The organism is Chitinophaga sp. (genome assembly GCF_035564935.1).
GTDB lineage: Bacteria > Bacteroidota > Bacteroidia > Chitinophagales > Chitinophagaceae > Chitinophaga.
Window position 1 is genome coordinate 1 of record NZ_DATMTE010000280.1, and the last position, 17,185, is coordinate 17,185.

Annotated in this window: 15 protein-coding genes; 1 reads left to right on the forward strand and 14 read right to left on the reverse strand. The window is 47.1% G+C overall.

Annotation, left to right across the window (positions count from 1 at the left end):
• Positions 1-160 precede the first annotated feature (160 nt).
• Positions 161-538 carry a hypothetical protein gene (locus VN105_RS07455; RefSeq protein ID WP_325639449.1) on the forward strand — a complete coding sequence of 126 codons (378 nt, stop codon included), beginning with the start codon at positions 161-163 and terminating at the stop codon, positions 536-538.
• Between the two features lie 69 nt (positions 539-607).
• Here VN105_RS07455 and VN105_RS07460 read toward each other — a convergent pair whose 3' ends face one another.
• From VN105_RS07460 to VN105_RS07525, 14 genes are all read right to left on the reverse strand, one after another.
• On the reverse strand, positions 608-790 hold the full coding sequence (locus tag VN105_RS07460) for a hypothetical protein (RefSeq protein WP_325639451.1): 183 nt from the start codon (positions 788-790) through the stop codon (positions 608-610).
• Positions 780-1,925 carry a PepSY-associated TM helix domain-containing protein gene (locus VN105_RS07465; RefSeq protein ID WP_325639453.1) on the reverse strand — a complete coding sequence of 382 codons (1,146 nt, stop codon included), beginning with the start codon at positions 1,923-1,925 and terminating at the stop codon, positions 780-782. Before VN105_RS07465 ends, VN105_RS07460 begins: the two co-directional genes overlap by 11 nt.
• A gap of 10 nt (positions 1,926-1,935) precedes the next feature.
• Positions 1,936-2,133, reverse strand: coding sequence for a hypothetical protein (locus VN105_RS07470; RefSeq protein ID WP_325639455.1), 198 nt, complete (start codon positions 2,131-2,133; stop codon positions 1,936-1,938).
• 345 nt (positions 2,134-2,478) lie between these two features.
• The gene (locus tag VN105_RS07475) at positions 2,479-3,621 is read right to left on the reverse strand and encodes a TlpA disulfide reductase family protein (protein ID WP_325639457.1); all 1,143 of its coding nucleotides are present in this window, start codon (positions 3,619-3,621) and stop codon (positions 2,479-2,481) included.
• Between the two features lie 20 nt (positions 3,622-3,641).
• Positions 3,642-5,243 carry a S41 family peptidase gene (locus VN105_RS07480; RefSeq protein ID WP_325639459.1) on the reverse strand — a complete coding sequence of 534 codons (1,602 nt, stop codon included), beginning with the start codon at positions 5,241-5,243 and terminating at the stop codon, positions 3,642-3,644.
• Between the two features lie 3 nt (positions 5,244-5,246).
• Positions 5,247-6,716 carry a TlpA disulfide reductase family protein gene (locus VN105_RS07485; RefSeq protein WP_325639461.1) on the reverse strand — a complete coding sequence of 490 codons (1,470 nt, stop codon included), beginning with the start codon at positions 6,714-6,716 and terminating at the stop codon, positions 5,247-5,249.
• An 18-nt stretch (positions 6,717-6,734) separates the two neighbouring features.
• Positions 6,735-8,102, reverse strand: a complete 1,368-nt coding sequence (locus tag VN105_RS07490) for a RagB/SusD family nutrient uptake outer membrane protein (RefSeq protein ID WP_325639463.1) — start codon at positions 8,100-8,102, stop codon at positions 6,735-6,737.
• 21 nt (positions 8,103-8,123) lie between these two features.
• The gene (locus VN105_RS07495; protein WP_325639465.1) at positions 8,124-11,696 is read right to left on the reverse strand and encodes a SusC/RagA family TonB-linked outer membrane protein; all 3,573 of its coding nucleotides are present in this window, start codon (positions 11,694-11,696) and stop codon (positions 8,124-8,126) included.
• A 4-nt stretch (positions 11,697-11,700) separates the two neighbouring features.
• Complete coding sequence (locus VN105_RS07500) at positions 11,701-12,735, reverse strand: FecR family protein (RefSeq protein WP_325639467.1); 1,035 nt, start codon at positions 12,733-12,735, stop codon at positions 11,701-11,703.
• 125 nt (positions 12,736-12,860) lie between these two features.
• Positions 12,861-13,451 (reverse strand): sigma-70 family RNA polymerase sigma factor, encoded by a 591-nt coding sequence (locus VN105_RS07505; RefSeq protein WP_325639469.1) that lies wholly within the window; start codon positions 13,449-13,451, stop codon positions 12,861-12,863.
• A 212-nt stretch (positions 13,452-13,663) separates the two neighbouring features.
• Positions 13,664-14,635 carry a peptidoglycan DD-metalloendopeptidase family protein gene (locus tag VN105_RS07510; protein WP_325639471.1) on the reverse strand — a complete coding sequence of 324 codons (972 nt, stop codon included), beginning with the start codon at positions 14,633-14,635 and terminating at the stop codon, positions 13,664-13,666.
• A 51-nt stretch (positions 14,636-14,686) separates the two neighbouring features.
• Entirely contained in the window at positions 14,687-15,154 is a 468-nt protein-coding gene (locus VN105_RS07515) for a hypothetical protein (protein ID WP_325639473.1), read from the reverse strand.
• Between the two features lie 110 nt (positions 15,155-15,264).
• Complete coding sequence (locus VN105_RS07520) at positions 15,265-15,759, reverse strand: Crp/Fnr family transcriptional regulator (protein WP_325639475.1); 495 nt, start codon at positions 15,757-15,759, stop codon at positions 15,265-15,267.
• A 114-nt stretch (positions 15,760-15,873) separates the two neighbouring features.
• Positions 15,874-17,184 (reverse strand): Gfo/Idh/MocA family oxidoreductase, encoded by a 1,311-nt coding sequence (locus VN105_RS07525; RefSeq protein WP_325639477.1) that lies wholly within the window; start codon positions 17,182-17,184, stop codon positions 15,874-15,876.
• Position 17,185: the final 1 nt, after the last annotated feature.

Sequence of the window (17,185 nt, forward strand, 5' to 3'; positions counted from 1 at the left end):
CCCATTGTGTGTATGACTTAACACAGCAAAAGGCCGCAATAAGGCAATACTGCAGCCGGTTATTTATACAGAAGAGCCTGTACCCGGGGAAAACCCGTCTGGTATGTTAATTGCATTTTCAGGTTATTGAATCTTTATTGAGTAACCTAAAATGTGAATTATGAAATCGATTCTTAGTGTCATTGGTGTATTGCTGTTATCTGTAGTTTTATTTACTTCCTGTAGTAAAGACACTGACCCCGCAGACGTAGATGTTTTTGCCGGCACCTTTAAAGGAAAGATCGGGTATGTTGACGATGAAAAGAACATCAGCCAGGACAATGGCAGTGTTTTCGTTACGAAGGTTGGTACCAGGTATGACTTCAGGTTCTCAGATGGTATACCGGATCTTACAGGTGTGGAATTTGAAAAGAAAGATGATAATACGATGGTGAGTATCGGTTCTTCCGGTACGGGTCTTATCACTATCAACAAAGACAAACTTGTGATAGGCTTTGCCAGAAATGGCAGGAGCTGGACGGCCGACTGCGGAAGATAGTTTTTTAAAAAAAAGAAGTTGATGTGTGATAAGATCCATCACACATCAACTTTATATAAACAATTGCTGTTATCCCTCGTTCCGCTGAAAATAATATCTGCGTATAATAATAATCACAGGCAGGGCCAATGCTATCCAGGAAAACACATCCCACACGCCGTCACCTACCAGTGCTGCAATCAATCCTGCTAATGACAACAATGCTATCAGCAGCGGTTTTCCCCATAACCTGATAAATGGATTATTCTTCATCTTCGTATACTGCTTTTTCTGTGAGCCTGCTCCACTGCTGGTTAGCGGCTTTTCTGCGCGCAAACCAGAGGTAAAGGCCGGTAATTAATACTATAATGGTTGCCAGGTCGAACAGCGCCCAGATAATTTTTAAAGGCATACCGCCATAATCGCCAAAATGTAATGGCTCCGATAAGAACAGGGTATTCACATACCAGGGCATAGTACGGGCATCTGTTAATGCACCGGTTTTAGCGTCTACCAGGGCGGGCATCAGCAACCGCGATGTAAGTGCGGTATTACCCCGCATAAATACAGCATAGTGATGCTTGCTGGAAAACATGGTTCCCGGGTAAGTAACAATACGGGGCTCCATATGCGGCGCTGCTTTCTGTGCAGTAGCCATGGCGCTGTCCAGTGAGCTCATAGTACCTGTAAGCGGTTGCTGGTTTACATATGGCGCTACCATTTCTTTTAGTTGTCCCTGCTGCCATAAGGCCAGCACTACATCGGATAATGTATTGATGACACCTGTTAAACCTACTACACTGGCCCATGTAAGCGTTACAACCCCTATCAGGTTGTGGGTGTCCAGCCATTTAAGACGGTTTGATTTATACTTCCGTACCATTCCAAAATCATACTTCTTCATGATACGTCCGTAAAGCACCACACCGGAAACAATGGCAACAACGAACAGGATCCCCATTAGTCCCAGGAATAATTTGCCGCCAATGCCCAGGAACATGTTCATGTGAATCTTCAGGATAATGTCCATTATCCTATCGGTAGTTGGTTTGTCCAGCACCTCCCCGGTATATACGCTTAACGTAGCATACCTGCTTCCTTCGGGCGGAGCGTCCGGTTTAGCCGCGAGATCAAATATGATCTTATTCTTATCGTCGTCATCCCAGAAAATATAGCGTATTTTCTCGGCCGGGTATTGTTTACCGGCAAGGATGGCCAGCGAGTCGAGGCTCATTTTACGGGCGCCTTCCGGTACTTCTGCCACCACCCGTTTCTCCAGCAGGCCATCCAGTTCTTCGTGAAAGATCAGTGGAAGACCGGTGATGCACAGCATCAGCATAAAAATGGTGCAGATAAGGCTGGTCCATTTATGCCATAGAAACCAACGTTTGGCGGTTCTGATATTCATTATCTACAATTTAGTTATCCAGTTTTATAAACCCTGATACCAATCCGCCGTCTGTTACATTGAATGCTGCGCTTGCCGTGTTGGTGCTTTCGTTCAGCAGGTAGTAACCATTTTCCTTCGGATTGGTGTTAGTCATCCACAGGTATATTTTAGCATCCATTTCCGCGATGCCCTGTTCGTTGAAGTGTGCATATCTTCTTTTAGGCATACCGGTTATTTTTGTTTGCTAAAGTAGGTGGAATGCAGGGCGAAGTTTGGGTTATGCCGGCATCGGCGCCTATCTCTATGTCCTCCTGCATGGGGCTATATTTCATAGCAGCCACCATAATTCAACCCCAAAGTTGCTTGCTTCAGCGGACACCGGGTTTACGTGATGCGGAATTTGATTGATCAGATCGGGAAATTGTACCCGGCAATAAGTACCATAGTACCATGTAAGGGTTAATTCGCTTGCCGGAGCAGGTTCAATTTTACCAGGACAGGTAATCCCGGCCGGGGAAATACCCGGCCAGGATCACCTGAAGAATAGTTACAAAATTTCACATCAACATTATCACTTCGTCAATACCTTCTCCAGCATCTCTTCCAATGCGGCTCCCCGCAGGTATTTGGCAATGATCTTCCCGTTGGGATCGATCAGGAAGTTCATGGGAATGGCATTTACTTCATACAATTTTGCTGCTTCATTTTCCCATGCCTTCAGGTCCGATACCTGTGTCCAGGGCAATCCATCTTTCTCAATAGCAGCCAGCCACTTATCCCTGTCGCCATCTTTATCCAGCGATACGCCCAGTACAGTGAAGCCCTTATCTTTATAAGCCTGGTATGCTTTCACAACATTCGGGTTCTCCCTTCTGCAGGGGCCGCACCAGGAGGCCCAGAAATCAAGCAGTACGTATTTGCCCCTGAAGTCAGATAGTTTTACCGGTTTACCGTTTACATCCAGCTGCGTAAAATCCGGTGCTTCCGCTCCTTCCTGGGTTTTCTTCACTTTTGCAATCCGTTCCTGCAGTTCCATACCAAGATCTGATTTTCTTATGGCCGGATCCAGTGTATTAAATTCCTTTTCTGCGGCAATGGCGTCAAATTCGGGCGGCAACGTGGAGTTGAAGGCCATTAAAGCCATATACTTACCGGGGTTGGCTTTCACATACTTCATTTTCACGGCAATGATCTCCGCTTGTATATCATTGGCCCTTTGTTCCAGGCTGGCGAGATAGGCGGAGTCTTTCTGTTTTTCGGGGGATTGCGCTTTAAACTCATTGTTCAGCACATCGTATTTGTCGTAATAAGGCTTCAGTAATGCAGTTACCTTCACATTGTCATCATTTGCCGGGCTACCGGTAATTACTGCATTTTTTATGGAGTCTTTGGCTGCAATGGTAATGGTCCTGTCTTCGATGAGGAAAGGCAAAATATCTTCCACCGGGCGGGTAGTGGGGTCTGGTGGCAGGTTACTGTGCTTCACCACGATATGCGCTTCTTTTGGCGCCCCTACGGTACCACGGAAAACGAATTTCCCATTTTTCATGATGGTAGAGTCAATCTTCCGCTCCCCTTTCACCTTATAGGTAAGAAAAACTTTAACCGGTTCCTTTATACTGTTTACACTGCCTTTAAGCGTATATGATTGTTGCGCGTTACTTATTATGGGAGCGCCAAGTGCCGCCAGTATCATTATCTTATTTAAGTTCATGTTTCTTTTTTTACTGAATACTATTTCTTCTCTTTCTTTATTGCTGTAGCTTTCAGCTCCTGTGCATAGCGTGCTGGTTGTTCCAGCAACTGCAATGCTTCCCGGATACTGGCATTATCCGTATTAAGCACCTGGAGGTAATAATCATTACCCGCAAACAGCTGGCTGGCCAGTTGTCCTTTGATCTCCAGGGAGAGTAAGCTGATGATCCTGTTTTTGCCGGCCATTTGCAGCGGCAGTCCTGCTTTTTCAGCAGCGCCCACTACCTGTTGCACCAAATAGTCCGGTACCTGGTATTGCTTATTAAACACTTTAAAATCCTGGTAGCCGGATAGTAAGGAGGCGCGGTTACTGTCCAGGTAATCAAAGGTGATCTTCCCTGCCAGGTTCCGATCCGCTACATCCTGGAGCCAGCCGTTGTATTCAACGGTGTCTAACGGGATAAATATATCCGGCATAATTCCGCCGCCGCCAAACACCGTGCGTTTATTTACCAGTGTAGTATATTTCAGTGAATCCGGGAAATGAAATACGTTGGCATTCGTGAGTTCCCCGCTGGCAAACCGCGTTTGTACGTTGTCGTTATAGCTGGCGCCATGATAGGGTTTTTGAATAGACCTGCCTGAAGGCGTGTAATAGCGCGCGCCGGTAAGCTCCAGTACGGAGCCGTCAAATACGGGTACCGGTCGTTGCATCAGTCCTTTACCAAAACTTCTTCTGCCTACAATCACTGCCCGGTCCCAGTCCTGCAGTGCGCCGGTAAGAATTTCGCTGGCGGAGGCGGTAGACTGGTCTATCAGTACTACCAGGTTGCCTTCCATAAAATTGCCGAAGCCCCCTGTGTAGTAATAATCTTTACCCTTATCTTTTCCAACACCGTAAAATACCAGTTTATCTTTCGGTAAAAATTCATCTGCCACGCCAATAGCTGCCTGTACATATCCGCCTCCATTGCCCTGCAAATCAAGGATCAGGCTTTTCATCCCCTGCTCTTTCAGCTGTATAAGCGCTTTGTCTATTTCTGTGCGGGTAGTTTCACTGAAGATGCGTAACGAGATATATCCTACTTTATCTGTAAGCATATATGCCGATCTCACAGACCGGTCGGCCACTACATTACGTATAATTTCAGTAGTAAAGGTTTTCCCGCTGGATTTACGGAGTATTTCCAGCGTAACAGGCGTGCCTTTTTCACCACGGATCTTTTTCATTACCGCGAAGTTGGTTGTGCCGGTAACAGGCGTTTTGTCAATAGCCAGGATCCTGTCGCCGGGCAGCAGACCGGCCTTCTCTGCCGGGCCATCGCTTACTATCTGGGTAATATAAAGGCTATCATGCTGCATCATAAACTGGATGCCTATGCCGGCGAAATTGCCCTTCATTGCCTCCTGCATCTGTTCTGCCTCCTCACCGGAAAAGTAGCGGGAATGAGGATCCAGTTCCCGCATCATACCTGCAATGGCAGCATTCACCAGTGTTTCATCTGTCAATGAATCCACGTAATTACCCTGTATGGCTTTCAATGTTTGCCAGAGTTTTTCCTTAGGATTCACCTGCGCTTTCACCTGCAATGAAAATCCCGCTACTCCCAGCGCTACGAGCGCATATTTTTTCAGCAACATAAATTATTTTTCTGCTTTTAAAAGTTCAATAGCGTAAGTCAGTTCATCTACCAGTTTACTCGGGCTGCCGGAGTACCCTTCGGAGGTATAACGCATCACCCCATCTTTGAGGATCACTTTCCGGGGAATAGCGGAAGATTGGAAAAACGGAACAAAGGATCTGAATACCAGGTCCTGCTCCCCTGTTTTCTTATTCACGGCATCATGCAACAGGTTAAACCTGAACCCTTCCTGTTTAACATACCCTTCAGATTTTTCCTTGTAGTTGCCTGTTTGCATAGTGCCCACCATGTACACTGCCACCTGCGGATCCTGCGCATACTTGTCTACCAGCATCTGCATGCCAGGGAATGCGCTGATGCAGGGTTTGCACCAGGTAGCCCAAAAGTCGAGCACCACAATTTTATTGTTCCAGTCGCTGGAGCGTACCAGTTTGCCCTCTGGATTTTCCAATGCAAAAGGCACATATTCCTGGTTAGTCAGATGCTCTCTCACGGATGCTTTCAGCTCCTCCTGTTCTTCTGCCGATTTCAGGGAAGCGAGATACTTATCATACGCACCCGGGGTTTTATCTTTCGCAGTGAAAATGTTTTTCAGCTTATCAAACATAGCGGCCGTCATGGCATTCGCTTTTACACAGTTTTCCAGGAATGGCTGGATAGCTTGCTGATCGCCGGTTTGCTGAAGAATATCCAGGTGAATATTATTCAGGTCTGCTGAGCCATAAGCGCCTTTGGGCGACAGGTACCTGAAATATTCCTTTGCAGTGGCATATTGTTTCAGGCCGTGCAGCAGTGAAATATGTGTATTCAATTCATTATCCAGTTGCTCGCTGGCATTGGCGGCTGCTTTCTCCGGGGTAAATACGCCCGCTTCTTCATACGACCTGTCGTTTACTTTTTTTACCAGCTCATTGATCAGTGCAGTAGAAATCCCCGCAAGGGTATCGCGGCCAACTGTTTTGAATACATAGGCGCGCATGACATTCCAGCGGTATATTTCATTTTCAGTTTTGAAGTTGAGCGGCGTGCAAAAAGCCACCAGCTTATCAAACTGCCGGGTGCTCATATAAGCGGCACCCAGTTCCCGGTGCACGCTGTAGTAAATAAATTCCTGGTTGTTCGGATGGGCTTTCCAGGCATCATAAGGAAATGCCTGCAGGAAAGTTACTGCAGATGTGATCATTTCCTCCGGGTTTTTAGCCGCAGACAGGCGTTGAAATCCCCTTAGCCGGGCCGTTGCGCCTGAAGGATATTTCTGGAGGATCAGCTGTTGCAGTTCCTCCCCTCTTTTGGTGTCCTTCAGGTCAAACTGGTAGTATCGCTGGATATCCGCCAGTTGCTGCTCCGACAGTGCGGCGTTTTTTACCAGTTCTTTAGGATCAGCGTTCCTGTATGGCTCATTTCTCTGGGCAAACACCATGGTGGCGCCGAACAACAGGCTACATCCGATTAAGCTTATTTTCGTTCTCATATCTTTCAGTAATTATTGTTATCGTTGATTTTGCGTTAACTCTGGATTCAGCTCAATATTTTTAGGCGGAATAGGATACACGTAGCGGTCGCCCGGCACCAGCGTATAGGTAACGCCTTTGAATACACGCGATTCGGTTTCCGCCAGTGCAGGTTCTGCACTAAGTCTTCGCTGATCGAACCAACGCAGGCCCGTGCCGAATAATTCACGTCTTCTTTCATCGATCACCAAATGCAGCGCTTCTTCGCTGGTAGCGGCAGCAAGGGCGGTATACTGAGCAGGGAGGAAACGCTTCCGGCGCAGCTCATTTACCAGGGCCATCGCTTCGTCTTTTTTACCGGACCTGGCTAATCCTTCCGCCTGGATCAGCATCATTTCCGGTACAGATATACCGGCTGTCACATTATCCTGCAGAAAAATTTTATCGCGGTAGGACCCGCGCCCGGTAAAGGCTGGTTGAAAAGTATTCCCGCCCCGGGTGAACAGCTGGTAGCGCAGATCTTCCGGTGTAAGTTTGTTCATCAGTTCCGTACTTAAAGGCAAATCAATATACCCTGGCTTGGATACTTTTTTGCTGAGTATCACTTCCGGGTTATCGAGCCTGCGGGGATAAGCCTTTGTGCCATCTGCATAATCTTTCAGGTCTAACAGCGTATGCTGAAAGCTCAGCGACCTGGCGGCATAATCTGCTGCTTCGCTGTAACGTTGCATGTAGAGATAGGTTCTGGCCAGCAGCGCATAGCCGGCAGCTTTGCCGGGATGAAGACTATTGGATGGGTTATCAGGTAATACAGGCAAGGCTTCTGTGAGGTCGAGAATGACCTGGTCGTATACCTGTTTTACGGAAGCCCTGTTAAGGGGCACAAAAAGATCAGGCGAAAGCAGTAAAGGTAACCCGGGATCTGTAGCGGCGTTGGCGGCATTATACGCCCTTGCATAAAGGTTCACCAGGGTAAGATAGGCAACAGCCCGCTGTACCCTCGCCTCTGCATATATGCTCTGTTTCTGCGCGTCTGTGCCATTGGCGCTTTCCATTACATTGGCAGTAATCTGGTTGCATACATATACCTGGTTATACAACTGATCCCAGCCGGCATCACCCTGATCGGAAGTGTAATAGTCCACTGCCCAGGTGTAAATATTCTGCAACTCGCCGGTAAGCAGGTTTTGTAAATTGGTATTGGATTCCAGGTTGATGTCATCGCTGGATAACATCGGCAGACTTGCCGAAACTTCAAACAAGCTTACATTGTTGAGCAGCGCCTGGAAGTCGGCGGTATATTTAAACTGGCGTTGATTCGGTTGTTCCACTTCCACGAACTTACGGCACGACATAGTTCCCATAGCCAATACCAGCAGCGTAATACAAAAGCGTTTCATTGTCATTTTGATCATTTTTTTCCGGCGTTAGAAAGAAGCGTTCAGGCTCATGAAATAACTGGGTGAGGGCGGCAGATTGGTATAGCTGTTGCGCATAGCATAACTGGGATCAATACCAGCCTTATTCTGCTTCCAGATAATACCCAGGTTTCTCGCTGCAAAGTTGATCCCTGCCGATTTCAGCATGGTGCGTGACAGTGCCTTTGATGGCACCTGGTAGCCCAGTGAAACCTGCTGCAGCCTGATATGGCTGGCGCTTTCCACCAGTATATCGGCCATCTTGTAGCGGTTGCTGCTGTTGGTAGTTACATTCGCCAAACCGGGCACATTGGTAAACTGTTCATCGCCTGGTTTACGCCAGCGCTGCGCCAGATCGCGCTGCGTGCCTATAAGCCCGTAATAATTACTGGTAGCATAGTCGGGGTAATTCTCTATCGACAGGCGGCGGAACACATGGCCCATTTCATAAGAAATGCGCACACCGAGTGTAAATGATTTGTAGCTGAAGTCGTTGAAAAAACCTCCGAAATAAGGCGGCGTAGTGCGGCCCATATATACAAGGTCCTGGGCAGTAACTGCGCTGTTGGGCATATCTGCCGTCACCATCTTTCCATCGGCTGTATATACCTGGGAGCGGCCTTTATTATCCAGTCCGGCCCAGCGGTAAGCATACAGATAATCATTAGGCATTCCCTCTATGGGAGCACTGCTGTTTACTGCTATGCTGCTGGTGGGGCGTGTAAAGCGGGCGTCTGTTACTTCGTTGGTATTGTAGGCGAAGTTAAAGGTGGAGCTCCAGCCGAAGTTCCTGTTCCGGATGATATCCCCGCGGATGCCCAGGTCGTACCCATGCCCTTTCATGCTGGCGGCATTATAATAAAGTGAGCTCCATCCATAAGTGGTATTAACGGGGAACTGCCACAGGATATCGCTGGTTCTCTTACGGTAGGCGTCTGCACTAACATGCAGGCGGTTGTTCAATACATCTACATCAATACCCAGGTTCCAGGTTTTGGTAAGCTCCCAGCTGATCTTATTATTGGCGGGAGATAATACGTTACCATATGGTTCACGGGTCACCTGGTCAAGTCCTCTCAAATCAAGCAGGGCTGCGTTGCTGGCACTCCTGGGTACAGCGCCGCCGGTACCGTAGGTAAGCCGGAGGTTTAATTTATTGAGCCAGCTTACCGGCTTCATAAAATCTTCTGAAGTAACATCCCATTTCACCCCAGCGCTCCATAAGGGCCTTGCGCGCTGGCTGCGGGAAGCGCCTGCCAGTGTAAAATCATCAAAGCGGATACTTCCTGATACGATGTAACGGTTGTTCATCATAGAGAGGGCACCATTTCCGTAGTACGACAGGAACCGGTTGATAGACTTGTTAATGCCGCCATCGGAAAAACCGAGCGAGGTAGTCCAGCCCATCACGGTCTGGTAATACACGCTGGGATCCCAGGAGGCGGAAGAATAGGTGTCATTATTAAATCCATAGCGGGTTTGCTGATAAGCCGTTAGCTGGTCTTCCCGGATCTCCGTACCTGCCAGCGCATTGAGCGAGAAGTTATTGCCCCAGGATTTATTGACGTTTACCTGTCCGCGTAATCCGTAGTTAACGGTATTGATATTTGAATTGATCATCTTACCACCATAAGGCACACCATAAACCAGGCGGCCATTGGGCCCCACAGTGGTGCCGGTATTCACCAGCACTCTTGTATCGTAACTTTCCAGTTCACCGAGGATGGTATTTTCGGCGAGATTGCGTTGCAGGGTACCGGCTACACTTACATTCAGCCAGCCGGTGATCTTTGTATTGATATCCGTTGTGAAGCGGTACCGGTTTTCTTTAGACACCGAATTACCGTAATTCATTTCCTGTAAAGGGCTGTAGGTCCAGGGAAGATAACCTTTGCTGAGGAAATCCGCTGCCACTTCATCCCGGAAATCGATAGAGCGGGCAATGGGATTACCGGCATCGTCCTGCAGCATTTCATAGGGACGTAATCCCAGGCGCCCGGCGCCAATGGCATTCAGGGCTGCTGTATTGGACGTGCTGGTGGCATAATTGTAATTGAGGCCGGTGTTAATGGTTACCCTGTTGTTAAACAATTCATTGCTCAGGTTAGCATTCACAAAATAATTTTCTCCTTTATTATTCCGGAATACCGGAACATCTTTGGTATAGTTGGTAGATACGTAGTAAGTGCTATGCTGGCCGCCCCCGGAGAAAGAGAGGTTGTATTGCTGGGAAACGGCGCGTTGAAACAGCAGGTCGCGGATCTGGCCGCGGTTATCCATTTTACCCAGGGCAGATAATGCGGAGTCGCGCTGACCGGCAGTTGCGGTACCTCTATCTACTTTAAACATCCATTCCAATGCTTCACTAACCGGCCTGTTCTGGTTAAAGGTCATCCAGCTGTTGTCCCAGATAGCAGGATCGGTAAAAAATCCCAGGTCCTTCATTTCCTTCTCCAGTTCAATATATTCCGGGGTGTTCATGCTGTTAAGATTTTTCATATCCGCAGGATTGGACACGCTCAGGTTAGTACTGAAGTTGATGGCGGACGAATTTTTCTTTCCTTTTTTGGTGGTGATCACAATAACGCCGTTCGCTGCTTTGGCGCCCCAGATGGAGGTGGCGGCGGCATCTTTCAGTATGGTGATGGATTCAATATCTTCAGGATTATAACGGCTTAATACGGAGCCTCCGCTGGCATTGTTATTCGTCCTGGTGGTGAGATCCTGTTCCACCGCGGGAAATCCATCTATAACGATGAGTGGTGTACTTCCTGTGCCGGCGCCCAGGGTATTTACCCCGCGGATGTTGATCGTATTGTTCCGCACATCAAAACGGACGCCGGGCGCGACGCCTTCCAGGCGCTCCATTAAATTCACCGCGGGCACGGACTTTATCTGTTTACTGGTGATCTGCTCAAAAGCACCGGTAGCTCTTTCTTTTGGCAACGACTGATAACCAGTAGATAATACGTTCACTTCCCGGAGCTGATGTACATCGGCTTCCATCCGTGCGTTCACAATGTTATTATCACCCACATCCACCTTTAAGGGATTCATGCCTACAAAGGTGAAAACCACCGCTGTGGTTTTCTCTTTCAGCCGGAGTGTATACCTTCCGTCGCTGCTGGTGAGCGCGCCAAACCGGATGGCATATCCCTGGGGAATAACGGTTACTCCCACTAATGGATGGCCTTCTGCGTCAGTTACCACACCAGTAATAGTTTGCACGTATCCCTCATCAGGAGTCTCCACCGTATTTTCTGCTGGTGTTGTATCCGGGCTTTTAACCGGCCGGTTATCTTTGATAATGGTGTAATAGTTTTCCTGTACATAGAGGAAAACAAATCCTTTATTATACAAGAGGTCCTTCAGCACGGCTTCTACTGGCTCCTTTTTGGTGAGCGGGCGTTTCATGCTCACATAAATATTGTCCAGCAAATGCTCTTCGTAGGCAAACCTGGTACCGTATACCGCCTTTACTTCTTCCAGCGCTGCTTTCAGTTTTACCTGCTGTTGTGCAAATAGCTTCCCCGGCAGTGTTACACAAAGGCAACACATGACAAATAAAATTCGTTTGTACATGCTACTAATTTTGGCTGATAATTAAATGATTGGCTTTTTGACTGATTTTAAGATTAAATACCTTCCTGATAACAAAAAGGATGTCGTCTGCATTAGCTGCAGGCACTGTTCCTGAAAGCCTTTTCTGCGCCAGCTCCGGCGCTTCTAAAGTAATGCTGTAGCCATAATTGTCTTCCAGCACGTTCAGTATTTCCCCGAGGGTATAACCGTCCAGGTCTAATTCGTTGGCTGTCCAGGCTTTGTTGGCCTGTGGCTTTCTTTCCATTTCCTGCAGCAGCTGTTTACTGCTGTCATAAACAAAAGCGTCTCCCGGTTTTAGTATTTTGACAAATGCGCCGGGTCCGTTCTTTTCAATCCTGAGACTACCTTCCAGCAGGGAGATCTCTGTGATGTTGCGGCGGTTCCTTACATTAAACTTAGTGCCCAGTACGGTGAGTGCAAGATTGCTTACATGTACCTGGAATGAATCTGATTGTTGCCACCTGTTTTTAATGGCTACATGTTTTACTTCAAAATAGGCTTCTCCTTTCAGCCATATCTCCCTTGGCTTTGCCGATTTCCAGGAACGGGAGTAATAAATGGAAGAATTACCGTTTAAAGTAACTACAGATTCATCCGGCAACACTACCTGTTCATGTTTTCCAAATGCGGTGGTATAGGACCTTTGGCCATGGGACGTCAGCTCCCGGACAAGTACCATGAACAACAATACTGCTGCAGCAGCCGCTGTCCATTTGGCCACCAGTTTCATGGGCCGGTATCGCCGTTGCAGTTGCTCCTCTGCTGCTATGTTGCCGGCAATTTTTTCCCATAGCAGTGATTTACCTGCAGCAGGACTATAAGCCGGTTCCCTGTTCAGCAGCAGTATCCAGGTACGGGCTTCTTCCATAGCGGCTTTCTTATCCGGATAAAGCGTGGACAGCTGCGTCCAGTAAGCAATGGCTGCTTCGTCCCATTTCAATATGTGACGAATAAATGCCTCATCTTCAAAGAAAGAAGTAGTGGTATAGTCCTTATAGTTCCCGTGCTGATGTTCCATAGCTGATTATATATACACTGCACTTTGAAATTTTATCCCTTGTCAGGATTAAAAAATCAATAAATTTATTTTAACGGTTAGAAATTGAATATTTTCTAACAATTACATAATTAGATATGGCTGTCTTAGATTTTTTTTAATGATACGGCAGCCAATAAAATAAGGAGATCAGTTTTGGATAAGTATTGCCGGAGGGTATCTATCGCTTTATACAGCAATTTATATGTACTGGAAACAGAAAGCTGCATAAGTGCAGCAATTTCTTCGTACTCCATTTCTTCATAGTAACGCAGGTGAATGATTTCTCTTTGCCTGGGTGTCATTTTTTCCATGGCAGCCACCAGGTTGCCACGGATACTTTCCAGTCGCTCGCGGCTGATCATGGTTTGATCATACGGCAATTCCAGCCCCGGCTCCGGCCACCCGCTCAAAACCGAGAAACTATACTCCCGCTGCTGTACTTCCAGCATCCGGAGCAATACCCGGCGAAACGACTTATATAAATAGTTTTTAACGGAGCCGGTATCTTTAATACCGTCCCGGTTCTTCCAGAGCTTAACAAACAGGTTCTGCAGGGCATCTTCTATCAGGTGATCATCTGCAGAAAATTTATGACCATAATTAAAGAGTGGAGTATAGTATTTATCAAAGATCCTTTGCAGGGAGGATTCATCTCCGGACCGAAATGTTTCCCATATATCTTTGTCATCCTGCATTATCCTGGTCGATTCAGTTGGTTCAGCTGCGAAATTGCGGAAAATATTTCAAATATTCCCCCCTGCAACTGCCATGAGTTCGTAAAACGCAATGTGAACAATGGTTCCGGTGCAACAACAAGGCAATATAAATAAAGCAATAATTATATGTGTCACATATACACTATAAATCCACCCAACAGCCGGCCGCTGATTCCGGAAAATTATAATGATTATCTTTCTTCACTGATCTTATCTCCCTTAACAGGTGAATAATCTGTTTTTAAAATTCCGTTCACTTCCAGTTTACTGAAGAAACATTTAACGCCGGTGGCCTTATTCAGGTTTTCAATGTTTTGAAGATGAAAATGCAGGTGAGGCTCAGAAGAATTACCTGAATTACCGCATAGCCCCAGTAATTGCCCCTGTTTCACCTGGTCGCCCTGCTTTACTTTTACGGAGTGTTGTTTAAAATGTGCCAGGAAAATGTATTCTTTATGCTTCGTTTTCAGCAGTACCGCGTTGCCCGGAACATATATGGGATTTAACTCCCCGGGGATATTATCTTTCACACCATCTACCGCCCAAATCACTTCTCCGTCGCAAGGCGCTATAATTGGCTGTCCGAAGGCGTAATAGTCTTCATTTGTTCTTCCATCCGTTTTGAAGCTTCGCCCTTCAGGGTTATTAATAACAATATCAAATGCGTTCTTCTGAAACCGGACCTTTACATGATAGTTTAACTCTTTTGTATCGCCTCCCCAAAACACTGTCCATTCGCCTTTGAATGGCAGGTGCATGGCGGTGATGTTCCGTTGCAGTACAGGCAGCGTGTCGGCGTCATAGGGCCTTGCATACAGCCCTGTAATGGCATTGTTATTATCCGCAGCTATGCTGAGAGATATTATTCCTTTTTCAAACTCCGTTTTGTATACGGCAAATGGGGCCTGGTTTTCAAGGAATGTTCTCTTTACAATATTGCCGTAGCCGTTTTTTAAATTGGTAAGAAAAGCTTTCGTTTTGTTTAATGGTAAACCGATTTTAGCCTGCGGAGAAAATATGGAATAAATACTGTCGAACTGACCGGCATTATAATATTTTTCAAATTTTTCAGCCGTATACCTGCTTGCCGCATTTTCTGTTTGGGAGAAGGCTGTGGTAAAGGACAGGGATAGGATTGTTACTAAAACAGATTTCAGTTTCATTTTGCGCGTTTAGATCATTAGTTGCCGAAAGGACCTGAAATATTACACCCGTTAATAAACAGCGAGGATTGGTATTTCTTTTTTGTTGAACAGGAAACGGTCCCCCGCTTTGCGTTGCAGTAATAATTTTGCCAGTGGTGTATAGGGAGAAAGGAAAAATATAGTTTGCTCTTCTATCAGTTGCCTGCCCAGTCCTGCTGCAATAAAAAAAGACTGCTCTGCGCAGTGTACCAGCGCCCCTGTTTGCGCAGTGGTGTATATACGGTCTGTTTTTACTTCCTGTAAGCGGGCAAGCTCCTTCACATTCTCTGCCTGTTGCCGGGCATACATATCTTTTTCCAGGTGACCCATGGCCCTTCCTGTTTCGTATTTGTCCCCCGCAGAGCTTTTGTCTTCATTATTGGCGGCTTCCTGTGCGTTGTCGCCGGCCGATTTAGCCATAGCAATGCGTTCGGATATCAGCTGCAGTGCTGCCTGTTTTAACCTGTTCTTAAAAGCGATCTTCTCTGCGTTTGTCATAAAGATGAATTGAACAGCGGTTAAATTAAGGAAAAAACAAGATCAAAGGCGCATACCAGGTTTTATTACAGCAAAGCCACGGGAGCGGGCAAAGTTTCACAGGCTGATCATTAAAACAGGTGTTGGGCCCGTATCCTGCTTAATGTTTCCTGCGTGATGCCCAGGTAAGAGGCAATCATGCCAAGCGGCGCCCGCTGTAAAATATCAGGTTGATGATCCAGGAGCTTTTTATACCGTTCTGCAGCTGTGGAGAAATGTAATTCATCAAAACGTTCCTGCAACAATACCAGTCCATGCACGGTATTCATCCTGGCAAATCTTTCTATTTCATGATACTGGCCGCAAAGCATTTCCAGGTCCTTATAATCCAACACCCACAAACCGGCATCTTCCAGAACTTCAATACCTCTCCTGTCGGGTTGCTGCGAAGTAAATGAAACAATGGAACAGGCAATCGTGTTTTCCGGGCTGAACCAGTCTGTTATATCTTTTCCGTCTTTATAATAAAATGTTCTTGTTAATCCTTTTTCAACGAAGAAAAGAGAAGGACATATTGTACCTGGCTTTACCAGCATATGTCCTTTGGGATGATCTTCGTTTCTCATAACAGACAAAAAAGCTTCCCTGCTCTTTTCTGAGAGCTGCATTTTGTCATTTACCAGGTGAAAGAATCCGGTCATCATCTGCCAAAGCTAATGAGTATCCATTTAACTTTCGCTTTAAACAGCCCATTCTTTCTTCATCTTCCGGGAAAGCAACTGATTGGCAGCTGCATGATTGGTGATTTTTTCCTGCTGCGGATCCCATTGCAGCGGCGTATTGAATTCATAGGCTATATTTACCAGGTTGCACACGGTAGCGCTGCGATGGCCGGTTTCCACATCAGCAACAGGAAGACTTCTTTTCTTCACCGCCTGCAGAAAATCCAGGTAGTGACTGCTGCTATGATACACCTGTTTTTCATTGTTGCCAATTACCTGGTCGCGCAACCGCTCCGGCGTAGTAACCAGCTTACCACGCTGGATCTCTATAGTTCCTTCGGTACCATTAAACTGGATGGCATGTTGCTTACCAAAATTCTCGTGTGTCATTACTATGCCGTTGCTGTAGCGCATGGTCATATGCTGCACTTCTTTTCCATCCGGCGGCGTAAAAGATACAGGACCGGTACGATCCATATCCAGGGCCCATTGCACGATGTCGAACATATGCGCGCCCCAGTCGGTGATATCCCCGCCGCCAAGGCCTTTAAAGTCGCGCCAGCGGCCCCATAGCGGGTCTCCTGTCACCGGGTTCAGCTGGTGATTATAATGTACGTATTCATTAGGCCCCAGCCATAATGTCCAATCCAGGTCTGCCGGCAGGGTTTCTTCCGGGAGATCGTAAGGCACAGGAGAACCGCCAATGCTCACTTTCACGTTCTTTATGTTTCCTATGTAGCCGTTGCGGATCAGCTCCACGGTTTGGCGAAATTCCGGGCGGGAACGCTGCATACTGCCCGTTTGAAACACACGTTTATGTTTGGCTACTGCGTTTACCATCGCACGGCCTTCCGCTACGGTAAGCGAAAGCGGCTTTTCACAGTAAATATCCTTGCCGGCAGCAGCAGCCCTTACCGCCATAGCGGCATGCCAATGGTCCGGCGTGGCAATCACTACAGCGTCTATGTCCTTATTATCCAGCAGCTCTGTAAAACGATGATACGTTTTACATCCCTTGTAAACAGGCTGATCGCGCTGTTCCGCATAATATGCATTCACCATCCGGCTGAAGTTGTCTACCTTGGACTGGTATACATCGCAGGCTGCTACGATACGGCCTTCCGCCAGCGGCAGAAAGGCTTTCTGCAGGGTGAGCGACTGCCGCCCGGAGCCGATAAAGCCCAGGTTGATCCTGTCGCTGGGCGCTACAAACCCTTTACCACCCAACACATAGCGGGGTACTATCAAAAAGGCGGATAACGCCGCTGCACCCGTAATAAATTTCCGGCGATCCATTGCTGCGCCGGTTTTCTTTACTTCCTGCTCCATG